Source organism: Mesorhizobium caraganae, assembly GCF_016836705.1.
GTDB classification, from domain to species: Bacteria; Pseudomonadota; Alphaproteobacteria; order Rhizobiales; family Rhizobiaceae; genus Mesorhizobium; species Mesorhizobium caraganae.
In genome coordinates this window covers 321773-338392 of sequence record NZ_JAFCGY010000002.1, presented here as the reverse complement: position 1 = coordinate 338392, position 16620 = coordinate 321773, and the positions used below count along the sequence as shown (strand labels likewise).

Sequence of the window (16620 nt, the reverse complement as noted above, 5' to 3'; positions counted from 1 at the left end):
GCTGCGGATCAGTCCGGCGGCGACTGTGTCCAGCGCGCAGCAGCCTGGTCGTCGGCGTCCTTGGCCTTGACCCAGCCGCCGTCGGTGCCGTCCAGGCGATGTTCCTTCTTCCAGAACGGCGCGCGCGATTTCAGGAAATCCATCAGGAAATTCGCCGCTTCGAACGCCGCCTGCCGGTGCGCGGAGGCCGCCACCACCAGCACGATGTTTTCGCCGGGTGCGATCTTGCCGTGGCGATGGATGACGGTGAGCCCTTGCAATGGCCAGCGTGCTATGGCTTCGGCGGCGATGCGGCCGATCTCGGCTTCGGCCATGCCGGGATAATGTTCGAGCTCGAGTGCCGACAGCTGGCCTTGCTCGTCACGGCAGAGGCCTTGGAAAGACACCACGGCGCCGATGTCGGCGCGGCCCTGCGTCAGCCTGGCGATCTCGGCGGCAACGTCGAAATCCTCGCGCTGGATGCGCACCATCGGCACACCGGACACGGTGTCAGCCCCCGGTCATCGGCGGAAACAGCGCGATCTCGCGCGCGCCGGCGACCTTTTCCCGATGCTCGACATGTTCCTGGTTGATGGCGACGCGGATCACGTCGGGATATTGCAGCGCGTGCTCATACTCCTCGCCACGGGATTTCAGCCAGCGCAAGAGGTCGGCCACCGTCTCGATGCCGGCGGGCAATTCGACGTCTTCCTCGGGCTTGCCGATCCGTTCGCGCACCCACGCAAAATAGATGAGCCGCGTGGTCATCTCACTCGTCCATGATGTGCTTGAGGCCGGCGCGGAAATAGTCGTAACCAGTGTAGAGCGTGACCAGTGCGGCGATCCACAGCAGCACCAGCCCGGTCTGCGTGGTCAGCGGGAAGATCTTGTCGCCGGCAGGGCCGGCAAGCAGGAAGGCGATGGCGACCATCTGGATGGCGGTCTTCCATTTGGCGAGCTGGGTCACCGGCACCGAGACCTTCAGCGCCGCCAGATATTCGCGCAGGCCCGAGACCAGGATCTCGCGGCACAGGATGATGATCGCCGCCCACAGCGACCAGCCGGCGATGCCGGCGTGGCGGTCGGTGTCGGCGGCCAAGAGCAGCAGGCAGGTGGCGACCAGCAGTTTGTCGGCTATCGGATCGAGCATCTTGCCGATGTTGGAGGTCTGCTGCCAGGCGCGCGCCAGATAGCCATCGAGATAATCGGTGATAGAGGCCAGCAGGAAGATGATCAGCGCCGACCAGCGGGCGAAGTCGCTCGATTTCAGATGCCCTTCGAGAAAAAAGCACAGCACCACCAGCGGCACCGCGACGATGCGGGCGTAGGTGAGCATGTTGGGCAGGTTGAACGCGCGCTTGGCCATATCGGAGGGACTCTTTCTGCCTGCGTACTCAAATCAGAACCGGATGTAGGGGGTCAACAGCCGAGATTCGATTGGCCAGACGAAAATAGCACCCCGGCGGTCAGCTTTCGTGGAAATGGTTGTAGACCAGTTTCGCCACCTGCTCGGAAATGCCGTCGACCTTGACCAGATCCTCGACCGCCGCACGGCTGACCGCCTTGGCGGTGCCGAAGGCCAGCAGCAAGGCGCGCTTGCGGCCGGGACCGATACCGGCGATCTCGTCCAGCGGGCTCTTGACCAATTCCTTCTTGCGCCGCGCGCGGTGCGAACCGATGGCAAAGCGGTGGACCTCGTCGCGCAGCCGCTGGACGAAATAGAGCACGGGGTCACGCACGGGGAGCGAAAAAGAGTCCCTGCCCTTGACGAAGAAGCGCTCGCGGCCGGCATCGCGGTCCTGGCCCTTGGCGATGCCGATCGCGACGACGCGGTCCTCGATGCCGAGATCGGCGAGGATCTTGCGCACCGCACTCATCTGGCCCTGGCCGCCATCGATCAGGATGACGTCGGGCCAGGCCGGGAAACTGCCCGAAATGTCGTCCTCGATATCGTCGGCCGCCTCGCCTGCGGCCGCATCGTCGGCCACAGCGACATCGCCATGCTCCTTCAGCAGCCTTGAAAAACGCCGCTCCATCACCTCGCGCATCATGCCGAAGTCGTCGCCGGGGGTGATCTCGGGCGAGCGGATGTTGAATTTCCGGTACTGGTTCTTCACGAAACCTTCCGGCCCGGCCACCACCATGGCGCCGACGGCGTTGGTGCCCATAATGTGCGAGTTGTCGTAGACCTCGATGCGCACGGGCGGCTTCGGCAGGCCGAAGGTCTCGGCAAAACCGGCGAGCAGCCTGCCTTGCGTCGAGGTTTCGGCCAGCCGGCGGCCGAGCGCCTCGCGGGCATTTTGCAGCGCGTTGTCGGTCAAATCCCTCTTCTCGCCGCGCTGCGGCACCGAGATCGACACTTTGCGGCCGGCGCGGGTGGAAAGCGCCTCGGCCAGCAGTTCCTGATCCTGGACGGCTCGCGACAGAAGAATGTTCCGCGGCGTCGGCTTGTCGTCATAGAACTGCGCCAGGAACGAGCCCAGCACTTCCGCCCCCTCCAGCGCCGGATCGGCCTTGGGGAAATAGGCGCGATTGCCCCAGTTCTGGCCGGTGCGGAAGAAGAACACCTGGATGCAGACCTGGCCGCCCTCCTGGTGGATGGCGAAGACATCGGCCTCGTCGACCGTTGCCGGGTTGATGCCCTGATGGCTCTGCACATGCGACAGCGCCGCTAGCCGGTCGCGATAGATGGCGGCGCGCTCGAAATCGAGCTCCTGGGACGCCTGTTGCATGGCTTCAGATATCTCGGTCTTCACCTTCTGGCTGCGGCCGGACAGAAAATCCTTCGCCTCGGCGACAAGCTCGGCATAGTCACTGTGCGATATCTCGCCGGTGCAAGGACCGGCACAGCGCTTGATCTGGTAGAGCAGGCACGGCCGGGTGCGGTTCTCGTAGAAGGAGTTGGTGCAACTCCGGAGCAGGAAGGCGCGCTGCAGCGAATTGATGGTGCGTCCGACGGCGCCGGCGGAGGCAAACGGGCCGAAATAGTCGCCTTTGCGCGAGCGCGCACCGCGATGCTTGTAGATACCGGGCGAGACATGATCGCCGGTCAACAGGATGTAAGGGAACGATTTGTCGTCCCGCATCAACACATTGAATCGCGGCCGCAAGCGCTTGATAAGATTGGCTTCGAGCAGCAGCGCTTCGATCTCGGTGCGGGTGACGACGAACTCCATCGTCGCCGTTTCGCGCACCATGCGGCCGATGCGGGCGGTGTGGAACCGGCCTTGCGCGTAGTTGGTCACCCGCTTCTTCAGGCTGCGCGCCTTGCCGACATAAAGCACGTCGCCGGCGGCGTTCATCATGCGGTAGACGCCGGGCGCATTGGGCAGCCGCTTGACCAGCGTCTGGATGACCTCGGCGCCGACCATGCCGTCGGCGTCGCCGGCATGCGGCGCCCAGTCGATCGCGGTGAAGGCGACATCGGGGCCGGCGGCCTCGGGCTCGACGATCTCCTCGGCCGCCTCGTCCTCAAGGTCGATGTCGGGCGGCATATCGTCAGCGGCGCCGGCACGCGTCTTGTGTTTCTGGTCTGCGGGACTCATTCCACCATGCCTGTCACATCCGGCGTCTGCCATGCAAGATGCTGGCCGCCGTCGAGCGCAATCATCTGGCCGGTCACCGAGCGCGCCTCCCAGAGATAGCGGATGGTGGCGCCGAATTCGGCCAGTTGCGGGCCGCGCTTCAGGATCAGGCCGTCGACCTGCTTGTCGAAATCGTGATCTTCCTGGCGCGCATTCTTCAGGGTCGGGCCGGGGCCGATGGCGTTGACGCGGATGCGCGGGCCGAGCGCCTGCGCCAGCATCTCAGTCTGCGTCCACAAGGCCGACTTCGACAGCGCGTAGGAGAAATAGCGCGGCGTCGGCCGCCAGACGCGCTGGTCGATGATGTTGACGATCAGCCCCTCCTGCCCTTGCGGCAAGGCACGGGCAAAGTTCCGTGCCAGCAGCGCCGGCGTCTTCACATGGATGGCGAAGTGGCGGTCCCACGCGGTCCAGTCGAAGTCCTCGACGCTGTCGTCGACGAACAGCGAGGCATTGTTGACCAGAAGCGTGACCGGGCCGAGCGCTGCCTCGGCGCGGCCGACGAGATCGCCAACGGCGGCCATGTCGGTCAGGTCGGCGGCAACCACGGCGGCGCGGCCGCCCGCGCCCTTGATGCGCGCGGCGAGCGCGTCAGCCTCGGCGCCCGAGCGGTTGGCATGGATGGCGACGGCAAAGCCATGCGCGGCCAGGTCCTCGACGATCGCCTTGCCGATCCGCTTTGCCCCACCCGTCACCAGCGCCACACCTGTGGCTTCGATCATCTGTCAATCCTCAATCTGCGCCCCAATTCCGCTAGCCGGCACATTGTGACGCGTCCAGGGGTTAAATGCCGTTTCCACCTGGGGCAGGAATGTGGCGAAACGGCTTTTTCAGCACTATGACCCGTCCCGGATTCGGGCCGCAGGACCGCAATATAGGACGCTGGACTCCTTGCACCAAGCCGAGTGCAGTGCAGCACCGCAAGCGTGCTGACATTTCGCTGTTGCGAAGATGCAACGTCAAGCTTCGGCCTCATTCGCGCCGGGGAATGACCCAGTTTCAGGTTCGCTGCCGCCGCATTTTGACACGACATTCGGAACCGTTGAGTGCCAGATCCGTTTCATCCCCCGGACGGGTTGATGGCGTTCAAAACAAACAAGCCTACGTGTCTTGTGGCTTAAGGAGTAAACAACAATGCAAGCCAATCTCAAATTCGCGCCAATCGCGGTCGCGCTCGGGCTCTTCGCCCTCAGCGGTACTGCTTTTGCCGCTGACGTCGTCTCGGAAGAGCCCCCGGCACCTGCCCCGGTTGCCGAACTCCCCGTCGCTTCCTGGGCCGGCCCCTACGCCGGTATCAGCGCCGGCTACGGCTTCAGCGGTCATGCCAAGGTCCACGACGGCGGTCCCGACATCAAGACCAAGGGCTTTGTCGGCGGCGTTTTCGGCGGCTATCAGTGGCAGCAAGAGAACTTCGTGTACGGTGCTGAAGCCGATCTCGGCTACAACGGCGTCAAGGGTGACAGCGGCGGCGTCAATTCCAAGGGCGGCTTCGAAGGCTCGCTGCGCGCCCGTCTGGGCTATGCTGTGACCCCCGAAATCCTGCTCTATGGCACCGGCGGTGGCGCCCTGAAGAACCAGAAGATCTCGGTTCCGGGCGACAGCGACAGCAACACCATGCTTGGCTGGACGGCCGGCGTCGGCACCGACATCAAGATCACCGACAATGTGTTCGGCCGTGTCGAGTACCGCTACACCGACTTCGGTTCCAAGAGCTTCGACAGTGTCGGCACCAAGGTCAAGGAAAGCGACAACCGCGTCACCTTCGGCGTCGGTATGAAGTTCTAATTGTCGTTCAAGCCACGACACAAGAAAGCCGGGCCTCGCGCCCGGCTTTTTTTGTTTCGCCAGTCACGCCGGCACAGCCACCCTCAGCTCCGGAAACTTGTCGTCGAAGCGCGCAGCCCAGCGGGTCAGCCGGCCGCGGCCCTTTTCCCATTTGCCGGCGAAGCGCAGCGAGAGATAGCCAAGGCAGGCGCGCAGCGCCAGCTGGCCGAGCGTGATCTTCTTCGGCAGTTTCGGCGGATTGGCGTTGAGGAGGTCGAGTGCGGCGGTGATCTTCGTCCACTGGCGATCGAGCCAGGGCTGATAGACCATCTCGTCGGGCCGCGTGCGCCGCTCATAAACCATCGACAGCGCGCAGTCGCAGATACCGTCGGCCAGCGCTTCCAGCACTTCGGCTTCGAGCCGCTTGTCGGCATTGCGCGGCAACAGCAGATTCTTCGATGCGCGGTTGAGGTGCTGGGTGATGGCGCGGCTGTCGTGGATCGAGCGGCCGTCGTCGAGCACCAGCACCGGAATCTTGCCGAGCGGATTGGCCGATATCAATTCGGCCGGCTTGTCCTCGGTCTTGATTGGCACCAGGTCAACAGCAATGCCGGCATAGAGTGCCGCCATGCGCACCTTGGAGCTGTAAGGGGATGAGGACGAGTAGAGCAGCTTCGGCATGATCGGTTCCCTGTTTGCAGACAGTGAGCTTCTACCGATCGACGTCTACAGGCAAATGCCAGCAGAAGAAAAACTGACCGCCAGAGGAACCGGTATATTGAGAGCCAGGCGGTCTGCTCAGGGCAACAAAAAAGCCCCACCGGACTTCGCCGTGAGGCGAAGTCCTGGGAGCTGCGAAAGATAGATTACGTTCGCCCCTCTGTTCGTGCGCCTTAACACCAGGACGGAGGGCGCGGCGTATCCAAGGCGCCCGCCCTCATATGTCCCGGCATCGTCCCCGGCGCGCGAAGAAACGCGATTACTTTTTCGCGGCCTTCGCAGGCGCTGCCTTCTTGGCAGGCGCTGCTTTCTTCACGGCTGCGGTAGACTTCGCAGCGGCGGCCTTGGCCGGAGCCTTGGCAGGTGCCTTCTTCGCGGCGGGTTTCGCCGCAGCCTTGGCAGCCGGCTTCTTGGCAGGTGCCGCCTTCTTTGCCGGTGCAGCCTTGGCCTTGGCCGGTGCTGCCTTCTTCACTGCGGGTTTCGCCGCAGCCTTCGCAGCCGGCTTCTTGGCCGGTGCCGCTTTTGCCTTGGGCGCTGCCGCCTTCGGCTTGGCAGCAGGTGCTGCCTTCTTCACTGCAGTTGCCGCTTTCGCCGCCACTGCCTTTACTGGTGCTTTCTTTGCCGGTGCCTTGGATGCCGGCGCTTTGGATGACGTCTTAGCCATGCGATGCCCCTTGCGTTTGTGCCGTTGGCCGTTAGTGACCCGGCGAGCCTATGCATATCTGACTCGCGCGTGTCTAGCCAGCGAAGCATTACGCAGATTAAATTTCGGTTACACCGAGAGCATGTCCGCGATGATCGACAGCGAAAGCGGCAAAGATTCTTCGCGCGTCACAGCGAACTTTTGCAGAAGAATTTCTGAGCGTTGCGACTCATGCGATCTTCTCGTCAAGCTCACAGTCTCTTGCGGCGGCGTCGATCCCGCGTGGTCATCGGTAGCTTGGCAGATCACAAAAAACCATCGTATCGCATAGACTGATCTTGCTTCATTCAGACGATAAGAAAAACAGCACGAAATTAAATGCGAGCTTTTTGCTCGTATATAATTTGAGATCGGCCTGACGCGATGAAAGGCAGTATTTGAAGGAGCAGCGCCCGCTCTGTTCTGCCTAACATCTCCGCCAGGAAAAGGGACCTGCCCAGCCTCGGTGCGGGGAGTTTTCCTGGCGGGTAAAGGGGCGCCAAGGATCGCGGCGATCCTTATCCTGCGAAGCCTCGCACCCCTTGGAATCCAAGGCTTGCAGCTCTACACCCCAACGGGCTCACGTATCATCTGCAGCCGACGCGCAGGCTCGGTCTGGTGCAGGTGGACGGCAAACGTATCCCATGGCGGCGTGACGCCAATCTGCACCAGGATCCGCCCGATCTCGCCGCGATGGTAGCCGCCGTGGGTGACGACATGGGTCAGCATTTCCAGGCGCGACATCATTGCCTTGTCGCCGTCGGTGAAGATGAAGGGCACAGGCTGTGACAGAAGTTTAGGCGACACGGCTTCGAGATAATCGAGATACCAGCGATCCATCGCAGCGACATCGGCGCTGAGTTCATCGAGCGACGGCGTGTCCTCGGTGTTGTCTGACGCGTAGCCGTGATGCGTGCCGGAAAGATGCGCCGCGAATATTCTCGACACGACGAGATTATGGTTGACGAGGCGGACCGCAGCATGACGTTCCTTCGCGTGCTTCTGCTGATCCAGGCTCGCGAGCTTCTCCAGCAATTCGCCATTGGCCCAAGCTTGATAGACGAAGAGGCTGCGAAGCAGATCCCGCGCGCTCATGGTCTGTATCCTTTCCGAAAAATGTGAGTATGTTGTCTATATTCTCGGCTGATGGAGCAGACATGTCTACTCGCATTGCAAAGCCGCGCTCGCGCATGCGCAAGCAGCCGCGCCAGGCGCGTTCGCGCGCAACCGTCGAGGCGATCATCGAAGCCGGCGCTCACGTTCTGAGCACGCTCGGCTGGGCCGGCTTCACCACCAACAAGGTGGCCGACGCCGCCGGTGTCAGCATCGGCTCGCTCTATCAATATTTTCCCGACAAGCTGTCGCTGGTCGAGGCAATCCGTCGGCGACATTTCGATCAAGTGTTGTCGGTGATCGCCGAATCAGCAGAAGGCGACAAGCCGCTCAAGCGATTCGCGCAGGAGCTGGTGCGCGGCATGATCGATGCGCACAGCATCCATCCGACCCTGCATCAGGTGCTGCTCGACGAGGCGCCGGGCGATCGCGGCTCGCGCGCCGCTCATGCCTCGTTTCAGTCGCGCTATCTCGACCACTATACTGCGGCGGTAGCGCAGTATCGCCGGCGCAGGAAGGACAATGAGACCGTGGCCCGCGTGCTCTCCTCGGCGGTCGAGGGCGTCATCCACAATGCCGCGCGGCGCGACATGCTCGATGCGCCGGACCTGCAGAAGCAACTCGTCGAGCTGATCTGCGCTTATGTGTCGGGTTCCGGCCGCAGCGCATGAACAGAATAGCGCGATCGAGATCCCTCACCGCTCACGCCTGATAGCCGAGGCAGATGGCGCCAAGCGCGACGACGGCGCAGGCGCCGACGCGCCGCGGTGTCAGTTGCTCGCCGAGGAAGAGCCGACCGATGAAGGCGGCAAAGACAACGCTGGTTTCGCGGATGGCGGTGATGGGGCCGGCCGGGCCGAGTGCGAAAGCGGCGACCACGACGGCATAGGCAAGCAGCGCGAACAAGCCACCGGCGAGAGCCTTACGGGTTTCGGGCGCGCTGAAGTTGACGACGAGCCTGCCGCGCAGGACGATGAAGGTCGCCGGCAGCAAGGCGCCGTAGATCAGCAGCACCCAGGCGGTGTAGGCGCCGCTGTCGCCCGCCACGCGCACGCCGATGGCGTCGACCGTCGCGTAGGCGGCGATGATCGCGCCGGTCGCCAGCGCGTAAAGGATCGAGGTTGTCGATGCCCTGCCCCTGCCGAGCGACAGGCCCATGATGCCGCAGGCGACCAGCGTGACGCCGACGATCTCGGGCATTGTGAGTTGCTGGCCGGCCAGCACGAAACCGCCGAGTGTAACCAGCAGCGGCACGCTGCCGCGCACGATCGGATAGACCTGCCCCAGTTCGCCATAGCGGTAGGCGGCGACCAGGAACACGCTGTAGCCGACCTGGAGGCCGGCCGAGAACGCGACATAGGGCCAGGCGCCGGTCGCGGGAAGCGCATGGTAAAGCGCCATTGGAATGGCGATGAGCGTGCTCGAAAAGCTCATGACGGTGACCGTCCATAGCCTGTCGGCTCCGGTCCGCAGGAAGGCGTTCCAGCCGGCGTGCAGAATGGCCGCGAACAGCGCGAGCGCAATGACCGTCGCGCTCATTGCGCTATACGCGCGCTGGCTATGACGGCATCGGCCGCCTTGCGGGCGCTATCGATGGCGGCGTCGGCCTCACCCATCTGCGCCATCAGTGTCGCGCCCTCGATCAGCATCAGCAGCGCCGCCGCAGCACCCTCAGCCTGCTTCGGTGGCATCACCGCCTCGAGGATCGCCTGCATGCGCCGCTTGAGGCCGTTCTTCTGCCTGATGACGGCCTGGAACACCGGATGGGTGGGATCGCCGAACTCGGCCAGTGCATGCGCGAACAGGCAGCCGTGGAAATCAGGACTGCCGAACCAGCGCTCGTGCCAGTCGAAGATTTTTCCGATCTTGCGCTCCGGCGTGGCGACCTCTTGCGCAAGCTGGTCGAGCTGACGCTCGAAACGGCGGGCGCGGTAGTCGAGCACCTCGACGATCAGTTCGTCCTTGCTCGGAAAGTGGCGATACATCGTCATCTTCGCCACATCGGCCTCGGCAATGATGCGGTCGATGCCGGTGGCATGGAAGCCGGCGCGCTTGAACAGGGAGTAGGCTGTTTCGACGACGTGCTGGCGTTTGTCGATCGCAGGCGATGGCGTCATGGTCTTCCACCAGTGATGAGACAGGTCTGTCTCATATTCATGGGACCGATCAAGCCGGCTGTCAACACGCCAAACGAAAACGCCTGCGGCCGATCTCGCCGCAGGCGTTAAAGGTGGAGAAAGGTACTGCTCTCAGCGCAGGACGCGGCAGCGACCGTTGTAGACCATCCAGCGGTCGAAGCCCGAAACGCAGAATTCGACATTGTCGCCGATCGAGGCAAAACCCTGGCCTTCCTCGATCAGGTACCAGATGGTGCGGGCACGGCCATCGGAGAGGCTGACGGTGGCGCCGCAATAGCGGCGGCCGATCGGCCATTCTTCGCTTGCCGGCAGATAGCGATGCTGGTGAATGCGCTGGAAATCGGTGATCGAGACATCAGGCAGATGCGGCACGTGATGCACCTGATAAGAGAAGCGGCTGGAGATCTTGTTGAGCACCCAGGCCTGCCCGCAGACGCCGCTGTCCTCGTCGGAATAGACAGAAAGATCGGCGGCCTGCACCGCTTTGGTGATGCCAAGGGGTGCGGCCAGCGGCGTGCAAAGCGAAATCAGGGCAGCAAGAGCGGATTTGGCAAAGCGAGTCATGGCAGCCTCTCAAAGGTCGACTGCGCGCACTCTGCGGATTCGGCGGCGCGCGGTCAAGCGGTTGCGCGGACGATGGTTTCCGGCTTCGAAACCGGTTTTGTCGGTGCGAAGCTGGGAAACCACCATGGTCGAGCCTTTGAAGAACTCGCCTTCCCCTGTTTTGGGGAAGCGGCTGCCAGGGCCGGCGCTCTGCCGGAACCTGGTTCAGCCCTTCCCAGATGTGGCCGTCAGGATCGGCCAGGCTGCGATTGTACATGAAGCCATAGTCCTGCTGGGCATGATGTCGGCCGTGCCGCCATGTTTCGCCGCCGCCTCGTTCATCGCATCGACCGCCGCGCGGCTGTCGCAGGACACGGCAAGCATAACTTCGCTGGGGGTTGCGGGCGCGTGCGGCGCCCGCAGCGAAGCGTTGCTATTCCCCGGCCAGCCATTCCAGCGACCAGTGCGCCGGCTTTTCGACCGCCAGCAGTCTGTGCAGAGCCGGCAGCACGATGCGCAGGTCGCGCTCCAGCGTGAAGGGTGGGTTGACCACCACCATGCCGCTGCCGTCGAGGCTCGGCTCCCGCGACGCAGGCCGGATCTCGAACTCGATGTCGAGCAGCTTCGCGACGCCGGATTGCTTGAGAGCCTTGCGGAATGCGATAATCGCCTTGCGGTCCTTGATCGGATACCACAGCGCATAGATGCCACCCGGCCAGCGCTTGTGCGCTCTTTGCATCCCGTCGACGAGGCGGTCGAATTCGCCGGCTTCCTCGAAGGGCGGATCGATAAGAACCAGCCCACGCTTTTCCTTCGGCGGCAGATGCGCGCCGAGGGCCAGCCAGCCATCGAGTTCGATCACCCTTGTCTGGAAATCGCCGGCAAACAAGGTCTTCAGCCTGGCGGCATCCTCGCCATGCAGTTCGATCGCCGACAGCCGATCCTGCTTGCGCATGAGATGGCGGGCGATGAGTGGTGAGCCCGGATATTTCCTCACGCCACCATCGGGATTGAGCGAACGCACGGCTTCGAGATAGGGGGCAAGCAGCGCAGCCGCCGATTTGTCCAACGGGGCGTCGATCAGGCGGCCGATGCCGCCCTGCCATTCGCCGGTCTTTTGCGCTTCCGTCGACGACAGATCATAACGGCCAATGCCGGCATGAGTGTCGATGACACGGAACGCCTTGTCCTTCTGCTTTAGATAGTCGAGCAGAAGGCTGAGCACGACATGCTTGACGACATCGGCGAAATTTCCGGCGTGATAGGCGTGACGGTAATTCATGCCGCGCTCATTTCGAGGAGCCCCTGCCCCAGCGCGGCGGCGGCGGCTTCGAGTTGGGGTTCTCCGGCCGGCTGCCGCCGAAACGCAACGATAGCAGGAAGCCGATCAGGCCGACGGCAATCAACCCATAGCCGACCGGCCGGGCGCGGCTGTCGATCTCGCCGGTACCGGCCCGCAGCACCAGGTCCACCGCCCGCATCGGGATATCATCGGCATCGCCCGGGCCGACGGTGAAGAGATAGGAGCCGGGGCTGACGGTCGCGATCACGCCGGCCTCGTCGCGAAAGATCTTGTCGGGCAGTTGCGGGCTGACCTGGCGCGGATTGTCTGAGTGGTTGAACTGCAGCGTCGAGGCGAGCACAGTCTTGCCACCAGTTGCCGCGGTCAACGTCAAGATAGTGCGCTGCTGCGAGACGATGCGCTCGGCCCGCGCTGTCAGGTCGACCAGCACCCTGACCGGCGCGTCGCTTGGCGAGAGCGCCACCGTCACCGGCTTGAAGCGGCCCTGCTCGTAGACCCTGTAGCTGCCGACCTCATGGCCGGAGAAATTCGTCATCGCCCAGGGGTAGACGAGGCCGATGGCGATACCGGCGAGCAGGATCAGGGCAAACAGAAAGCGCATTGAGAATAACCCGAGTGTTCGACCAGCTTGCCAATAGCGCCCTAGGGATCAAAAGGCGATGGCCTGCGCAGCGAGCCTCGTCCGTCCAAGACAAAGATAATAGCCAAATGAATGTTTGCGCGGATTTGGCCAAGCGAGTTGCCCGCCGTCCAATTGCATCGGCGTCATGGCCGCGTCGCAACACTAAAGGATTTCTACCTATGCGCTCATAAGCCATCGCTAATATCTATATAAATGGATGGGTGCCAGGACCTTCCACGATTTTGATTTATTGAGAGGCATATTGTGCCCGAGGGGGTTTCGATCCCAAAAGTCTACAAGAAGCAAGATGGCGCATATTTCAAGCCGAAATGTCTTTGATATAGATATTCATGCATAGAGTCACGTCAATGAGTTTCATTGTAACTATAGTTTAACACCAAACTTCCGCAATTAACGAGTCAGTACTGTTTGTCGCTCACTGTATCATAGAATATCCCTCTGGTAATCTGAATATCTGGCCATGGAATAAAGAGAGCGAACGTGCCTTATCCGACCGACGGGGTGAACCTAAACCCCTACATTGGGAACGCCACGAACATTTCTGGCCCGAGCCGTTTCGGGCGCTGGTCGCATTTTTTTCTAAGAATTTGCGGACGAAGCGTAGCGTTACCATATTTTGATATTTCATAAATCGAAATATTTTCAAATATACGATGCGATATATAGGGCCAGTGCGAGCTTTCGACTGGGGTTTTCGTTATAAATCTGACATTTCTTTGTCATATTTTGCACTTTTTGCTATCGCAAAATCCCATTAATATTACTATTTTCTACCGGTATATTTCCATTTTCGATCATCGCTCGAGTTGAAGCGGCAGACGCTGCCGACCTCATGATTAACCACTCCCCAACGATTACGGTTAAGGATTTGCTAATTTAGTTGACTATGATTTCCACAGGTATATTTTTGACACGTTGGGATATGCAATTTGGGCGAGCAATGGGCGATTGTGGCACCAGACGCGTAACCGCGATTTCGGGGCGTAGTCGAATGCTGAACGGCAACCAATAGCCGCATAGCGTCGCCCAGCGAACTCAGAAAGCAATCAACAGACATCAGGAGTGACGATTCCGCAGAAGCGGAGGGTTTGCGACGTCCGCAGGGGCGTGGCCGGGCAACGCTATGTCCGGGCGGTAGCGTGCGCAGTGCGTAAGGGCGAAGGGGTGGAATATGCGTAGGACTGTCAACGTTCTGAAACTCGAGTCCGGGAACAGCCGAAGGCGCGCCAACATCAATCGGGGCCGCGCCCTGGTTGCCGGCGGGGCAGGATTTCTGGGTTCGCATCTGTGCGAGCGTCTTTTGCTGGATGGATACGACGTTGTCGTGCTGGACAATTTCCACACCGGCAAAAGGTACAATCTCAATGCCATGCTGCGCAATCCGCGATTTACCTGCATCGAGCACGACATTGTCGACGCACTGCCTTCTGATATTCAGGTCAATGAAATCTACAACCTCGCCTGCCCGGCCTCCCCGCCGCATTACCAGGCTGATCCGATCCATACGTTCAAGACAAGCGTGCTTGGTTCGCTGAACCTGCTCGAACTCGCGCGGCGGAACAATGCCAAGATATTTCAGGCTTCGACGTCCGAGGTCTACGGCGACCCCTTGGTGCATCCGCAGCCGGAAGCCTACTTCGGCAACGTCAATCCGCACGGTCCGCGATCCTGCTATGATGAGGGCAAGCGTTCGGCCGAGACGCTGTTCTTCGATTATTCGAGAATGTACGGCCTCGATATTCGCGTCGCGCGGATCTTCAACACTTATGGCCGCCGCATGCAGCCGGACGATGGCCGCGTCGTGTCGAACTTCATCGTCCAGGCTTTGCACGGTGACGATCTGACCGTCTACGGCAGCGGCCAGCAGACACGTTCATTCTGCTACGCGGACGACCTGATCGAAGGCCTCATCCGGCTGATGAACGCACCGAGCGCGCCGCAGCACCCGGTCAATCTCGGCAATCCTGCCGAATTCACCATTCTGGAACTGGCGACGCAGGTGATCGAATGCACCAACTCGCGGTCGAAGATCGTGCATCGGCCGCTGCCCGTCGACGATCCCAAACAGCGCAAGCCGGACATCTCCTTTGCCCGGGAAAAACTTGGCTGGGAGCCAAAGATCAGCCTGAGCCAGGGGCTGGCGCATACCACGGCGTATTTTGACGCCCTGCTCTACTCGAGCCGGCCCGTCAAAGAAGCTGCGATGTAAATGAGCCGCCCGGCAATCCTTGTGACGGGTGGGGCCGGTTACATCGGCAGCCACACCTGCAAGCTGTTGTCGGCTGCCGGCTACCTGCCCGTCGTTTTCGACAATCTAAGCCGCGGCAACGAGAGATCGGTTGCCTGGGGGCCGCTTGTCGTCGGCAATATCCGGGACCGGACAGTGCTGCAGCAGGCGATCAGGACCTATCAGCCGAAGGCGATAATCCACTTTGCAGCGCTGGCCTATGTTGGCGAGTCTGTTCAGGAGCCCGCGGAATATTATTCGACCAATGTGTCGGGTACCATCGCGGTGCTGGATGCGGCGCGCGCAAGCTCGATCGAAAACATCATCTTCTCAAGCAGCTGCGCAACCTACGGCGTGCCCGAAACATTGCCCATTCGCGAGACCTCGGCGCAAAATCCAATCAGCCCTTATGGGCGGACCAAGCTGATGGGTGAGCAGATCATCAGGGACTATGCCTCCGCCTACGGAATGAAATATGCGATCCTGCGCTACTTCAACGCTTGCGGCGCGGATCCGGAGGGCGAGCTCGGCGAATGGCATACGCCGGAAACGCACCTGATCCCGCGAGTGCTCATGGCCGCATCCGGCACGATCGACGAGATCGAGATTTTCGGTGCGGACTACGACACGTCGGATGGCACCTGCGTGCGCGACTACATCCATGTCAGCGATCTGGCCCGCGCGCATCTGAGGGCTCTCATGCATCTTGAGGCGGGTGGCGAAAGCCTGTCGGTCAATCTCGGCACCGGACGCGGGGTGTCGATCAAGGAGATTCTCCAGGCGGTCACCCGGATGACGTCAAAATCGGTTCCCGCGGTCTTCAGGCCCCGGCGCCCGGGAGACCCGGCAGAGCTCTATGCCGACCCGGCCGGCGCACGCGAACATCTGGGTTTCATGCCGGAACTTTCCGACATCGATACCATCGTCAGGACAGCCGCCCCATTCTTCGGACTGGAGGCCGCCGCGTCCACAATTCCGATGCCGACGGCGAAGCGCAGCCGGTCAACTGCGCCAGACATGTCAAATGCATCGGAAAGCAATACCAGCTCGCAAAGCTGGTAGTCGTCCCGTTTGTTGTGCGTCGGGACGTGGGCTCGCTGAGGTGGGTGAGGGCTTCTCAGCGAGCCTTTGATACGACTCGGCCCTGGAAATCGTGGAGCGCTCCCACGACAGAGCGCGTCAACGCGCTTATCCTTGTCTTCATGCATGCCGCGTCCCAAAATCGCATGCGCACTTGGGCCGCATGCATCAACTCTTGGAATCGATCAGGCCACGGACCTTGTCAAACTGCGCGCCCTTTGTATCGCCTTCCTCGAATTTCCGTTGCTCGTCGGAAGGGTCTTCCACTGAGTGCCTGAAACTGTACCAGAGACCGTCCGGATCCTTGCGCTGCTCGAGGGTCCCACCCCGGATGCGGTGGCTGAAACACGTGCGAATCGGCGCTGCGGCGTAGGTCTTGGACCGCCAGATGAGATCCATGCACATCTTGCCATCGTTGCTTAGATGCCATCTGCCTTCGCCGACAGAAGCCGTGTCCTGCTCGGAGGTCCAGGCCCGGACCGGTCGATCCTTCTGCCCGAAATAGGCCGCTCCGTTATCCCATATCCACGTGCGATCGGCATAAACAAGCTGAAGTTCGAAAGCCGTCGGGACGGCAACGGCATCTGCAGGTCCGCTGTCTTCGGCGTGCGCGGCTCCGCAAAGCGCCATCTGGCACCAAATGGCCAGGAGGGGCGCCAGGGAGACACGCCTGGCAAGTCGATGGCGCCTCGCCCCGCTCGCCGATTCAGATGGCAATCCGGTCTGGGTCGTCATGCCGAGCGATCGCATCGATGTTTGCTTCCCAAGCGGGCATCGACCAGCCGAGCATACCGCAAGAACGGGCCCGGTCCGTCCTGCGCTGATAATTGTCTCCACGCCACAA

General features: G+C 61.7%; 18 protein-coding genes. 5 read left to right on the top strand and 13 right to left on the bottom strand.

Annotation, left to right across the window (positions count from 1 at the left end):
• Window positions 1-8: 8 nt before the first annotated feature.
• From JQK88_RS09225 to JQK88_RS09205, 5 genes are all read right to left on the bottom strand, one after another.
• Window positions 9-470 carry a molybdenum cofactor biosynthesis protein MoaE gene (locus JQK88_RS09225; protein WP_203278186.1) on the bottom strand — a complete coding sequence of 154 codons (462 nt, stop codon included), beginning with the start codon at window positions 468-470 and terminating at the stop codon, window positions 9-11.
• A 19-nt stretch (window positions 471-489) separates the two neighbouring features.
• Entirely contained in the window at window positions 490-747 is a 258-nt protein-coding gene (moaD, locus tag JQK88_RS09220) for a molybdopterin converting factor subunit 1 (protein ID WP_112560833.1), read from the bottom strand.
• 1 nt (window position 748) lies between these two features.
• The gene (gene pgsA, locus JQK88_RS09215; protein ID WP_023673449.1) at window positions 749-1345 is read right to left on the bottom strand and encodes a CDP-diacylglycerol--glycerol-3-phosphate 3-phosphatidyltransferase; all 597 of its coding nucleotides are present in this window, start codon (window positions 1343-1345) and stop codon (window positions 749-751) included.
• A gap of 100 nt (window positions 1346-1445) precedes the next feature.
• The gene (gene uvrC / locus JQK88_RS09210) at window positions 1446-3524 is read right to left on the bottom strand and encodes an excinuclease ABC subunit UvrC (protein WP_203278119.1); all 2079 of its coding nucleotides are present in this window, start codon (window positions 3522-3524) and stop codon (window positions 1446-1448) included.
• On the bottom strand, window positions 3521-4285 hold the full coding sequence (locus JQK88_RS09205) for an SDR family oxidoreductase (RefSeq protein ID WP_203278118.1): 765 nt from the start codon (window positions 4283-4285) through the stop codon (window positions 3521-3523). The genes uvrC and JQK88_RS09205 overlap by 4 nt, the downstream gene beginning before the upstream one ends.
• A 412-nt stretch (window positions 4286-4697) precedes the next feature.
• Between JQK88_RS09205 and JQK88_RS09200 the strand changes: the two genes are divergently transcribed.
• The gene (locus JQK88_RS09200) at window positions 4698-5348 is read left to right on the top strand and encodes an outer membrane protein (RefSeq protein ID WP_192259000.1); all 651 of its coding nucleotides are present in this window, start codon (window positions 4698-4700) and stop codon (window positions 5346-5348) included.
• Between the two features lie 63 nt (window positions 5349-5411).
• Here JQK88_RS09200 and JQK88_RS09195 read toward each other — a convergent pair whose 3' ends face one another.
• Window positions 5412-6008 (bottom strand): glutathione S-transferase family protein, encoded by a 597-nt coding sequence (locus tag JQK88_RS09195; protein WP_192258999.1) that lies wholly within the window; start codon window positions 6006-6008, stop codon window positions 5412-5414.
• A gap of 260 nt (window positions 6009-6268) precedes the next feature.
• Between JQK88_RS09195 and JQK88_RS09190 the strand changes: the two genes are divergently transcribed.
• The gene (locus JQK88_RS09190; protein ID WP_192258998.1) at window positions 6269-7021 is read left to right on the top strand and encodes a hypothetical protein; all 753 of its coding nucleotides are present in this window, start codon (window positions 6269-6271) and stop codon (window positions 7019-7021) included.
• A 272-nt stretch (window positions 7022-7293) separates the two neighbouring features.
• On the opposite strand, the gene JQK88_RS09185 is transcribed toward JQK88_RS09190, so the two are convergent.
• Complete coding sequence (locus JQK88_RS09185; RefSeq protein WP_192258997.1) at window positions 7294-7824, bottom strand: DinB family protein; 531 nt, start codon at window positions 7822-7824, stop codon at window positions 7294-7296.
• A gap of 62 nt (window positions 7825-7886) precedes the next feature.
• On the opposite strand from JQK88_RS09185, the gene JQK88_RS09180 reads away from it, so the two are divergent.
• Window positions 7887-8513 carry a TetR/AcrR family transcriptional regulator gene (locus JQK88_RS09180; RefSeq protein ID WP_312037252.1) on the top strand — a complete coding sequence of 209 codons (627 nt, stop codon included), beginning with the start codon at window positions 7887-7889 and terminating at the stop codon, window positions 8511-8513.
• 31 nt (window positions 8514-8544) lie between these two features.
• On the opposite strand, the gene JQK88_RS09175 is transcribed toward JQK88_RS09180, so the two are convergent.
• From JQK88_RS09175 to JQK88_RS09155, 5 genes are all read right to left on the bottom strand, one after another.
• Complete coding sequence (locus JQK88_RS09175) at window positions 8545-9381, bottom strand: EamA family transporter (protein WP_203278117.1); 837 nt, start codon at window positions 9379-9381, stop codon at window positions 8545-8547.
• Complete coding sequence (locus tag JQK88_RS09170) at window positions 9378-9959, bottom strand: TetR/AcrR family transcriptional regulator (RefSeq protein WP_203278116.1); 582 nt, start codon at window positions 9957-9959, stop codon at window positions 9378-9380. The genes JQK88_RS09175 and JQK88_RS09170 overlap by 4 nt, the downstream gene beginning before the upstream one ends.
• A gap of 132 nt (window positions 9960-10091) precedes the next feature.
• Window positions 10092-10544: a hypothetical protein gene (locus JQK88_RS09165; protein WP_203278115.1), complete on the bottom strand. Its 453-nt coding sequence runs from the start codon at window positions 10542-10544 to the stop codon at window positions 10092-10094.
• A 412-nt stretch (window positions 10545-10956) separates the two neighbouring features.
• Window positions 10957-11805, bottom strand: coding sequence for a 23S rRNA (adenine(2030)-N(6))-methyltransferase RlmJ (locus JQK88_RS09160; RefSeq protein ID WP_192258994.1), 849 nt, complete (start codon window positions 11803-11805; stop codon window positions 10957-10959).
• Window positions 11806-11812: 7 nt separating this feature from the next.
• A complete protein-coding gene (locus JQK88_RS09155; protein ID WP_203278114.1) occupies window positions 11813-12427 on the bottom strand; it encodes a hypothetical protein in 615 nt (204 codons plus the stop codon).
• Window positions 12428-13640: 1213 nt separating this feature from the next.
• Here JQK88_RS09155 and JQK88_RS09150 point away from each other — a divergent pair.
• Both JQK88_RS09150 and galE read left to right on the top strand, forming a co-directional pair.
• Window positions 13641-14678, top strand: a complete 1038-nt coding sequence (locus JQK88_RS09150; protein ID WP_192258992.1) for a UDP-glucuronic acid decarboxylase family protein — start codon at window positions 13641-13643, stop codon at window positions 14676-14678.
• Window positions 14679-15758: a UDP-glucose 4-epimerase GalE gene (gene galE, locus JQK88_RS09145; RefSeq protein ID WP_192258991.1), complete on the top strand. Its 1080-nt coding sequence runs from the start codon at window positions 14679-14681 to the stop codon at window positions 15756-15758.
• A 186-nt stretch (window positions 15759-15944) separates the two neighbouring features.
• Here the strand turns inward: galE and JQK88_RS09140 are convergent, their stop codons facing one another.
• Window positions 15945-16511: a DUF995 domain-containing protein gene (locus JQK88_RS09140; protein WP_246749781.1), complete on the bottom strand. Its 567-nt coding sequence runs from the start codon at window positions 16509-16511 to the stop codon at window positions 15945-15947.
• Window positions 16512-16620: the final 109 nt, after the last annotated feature.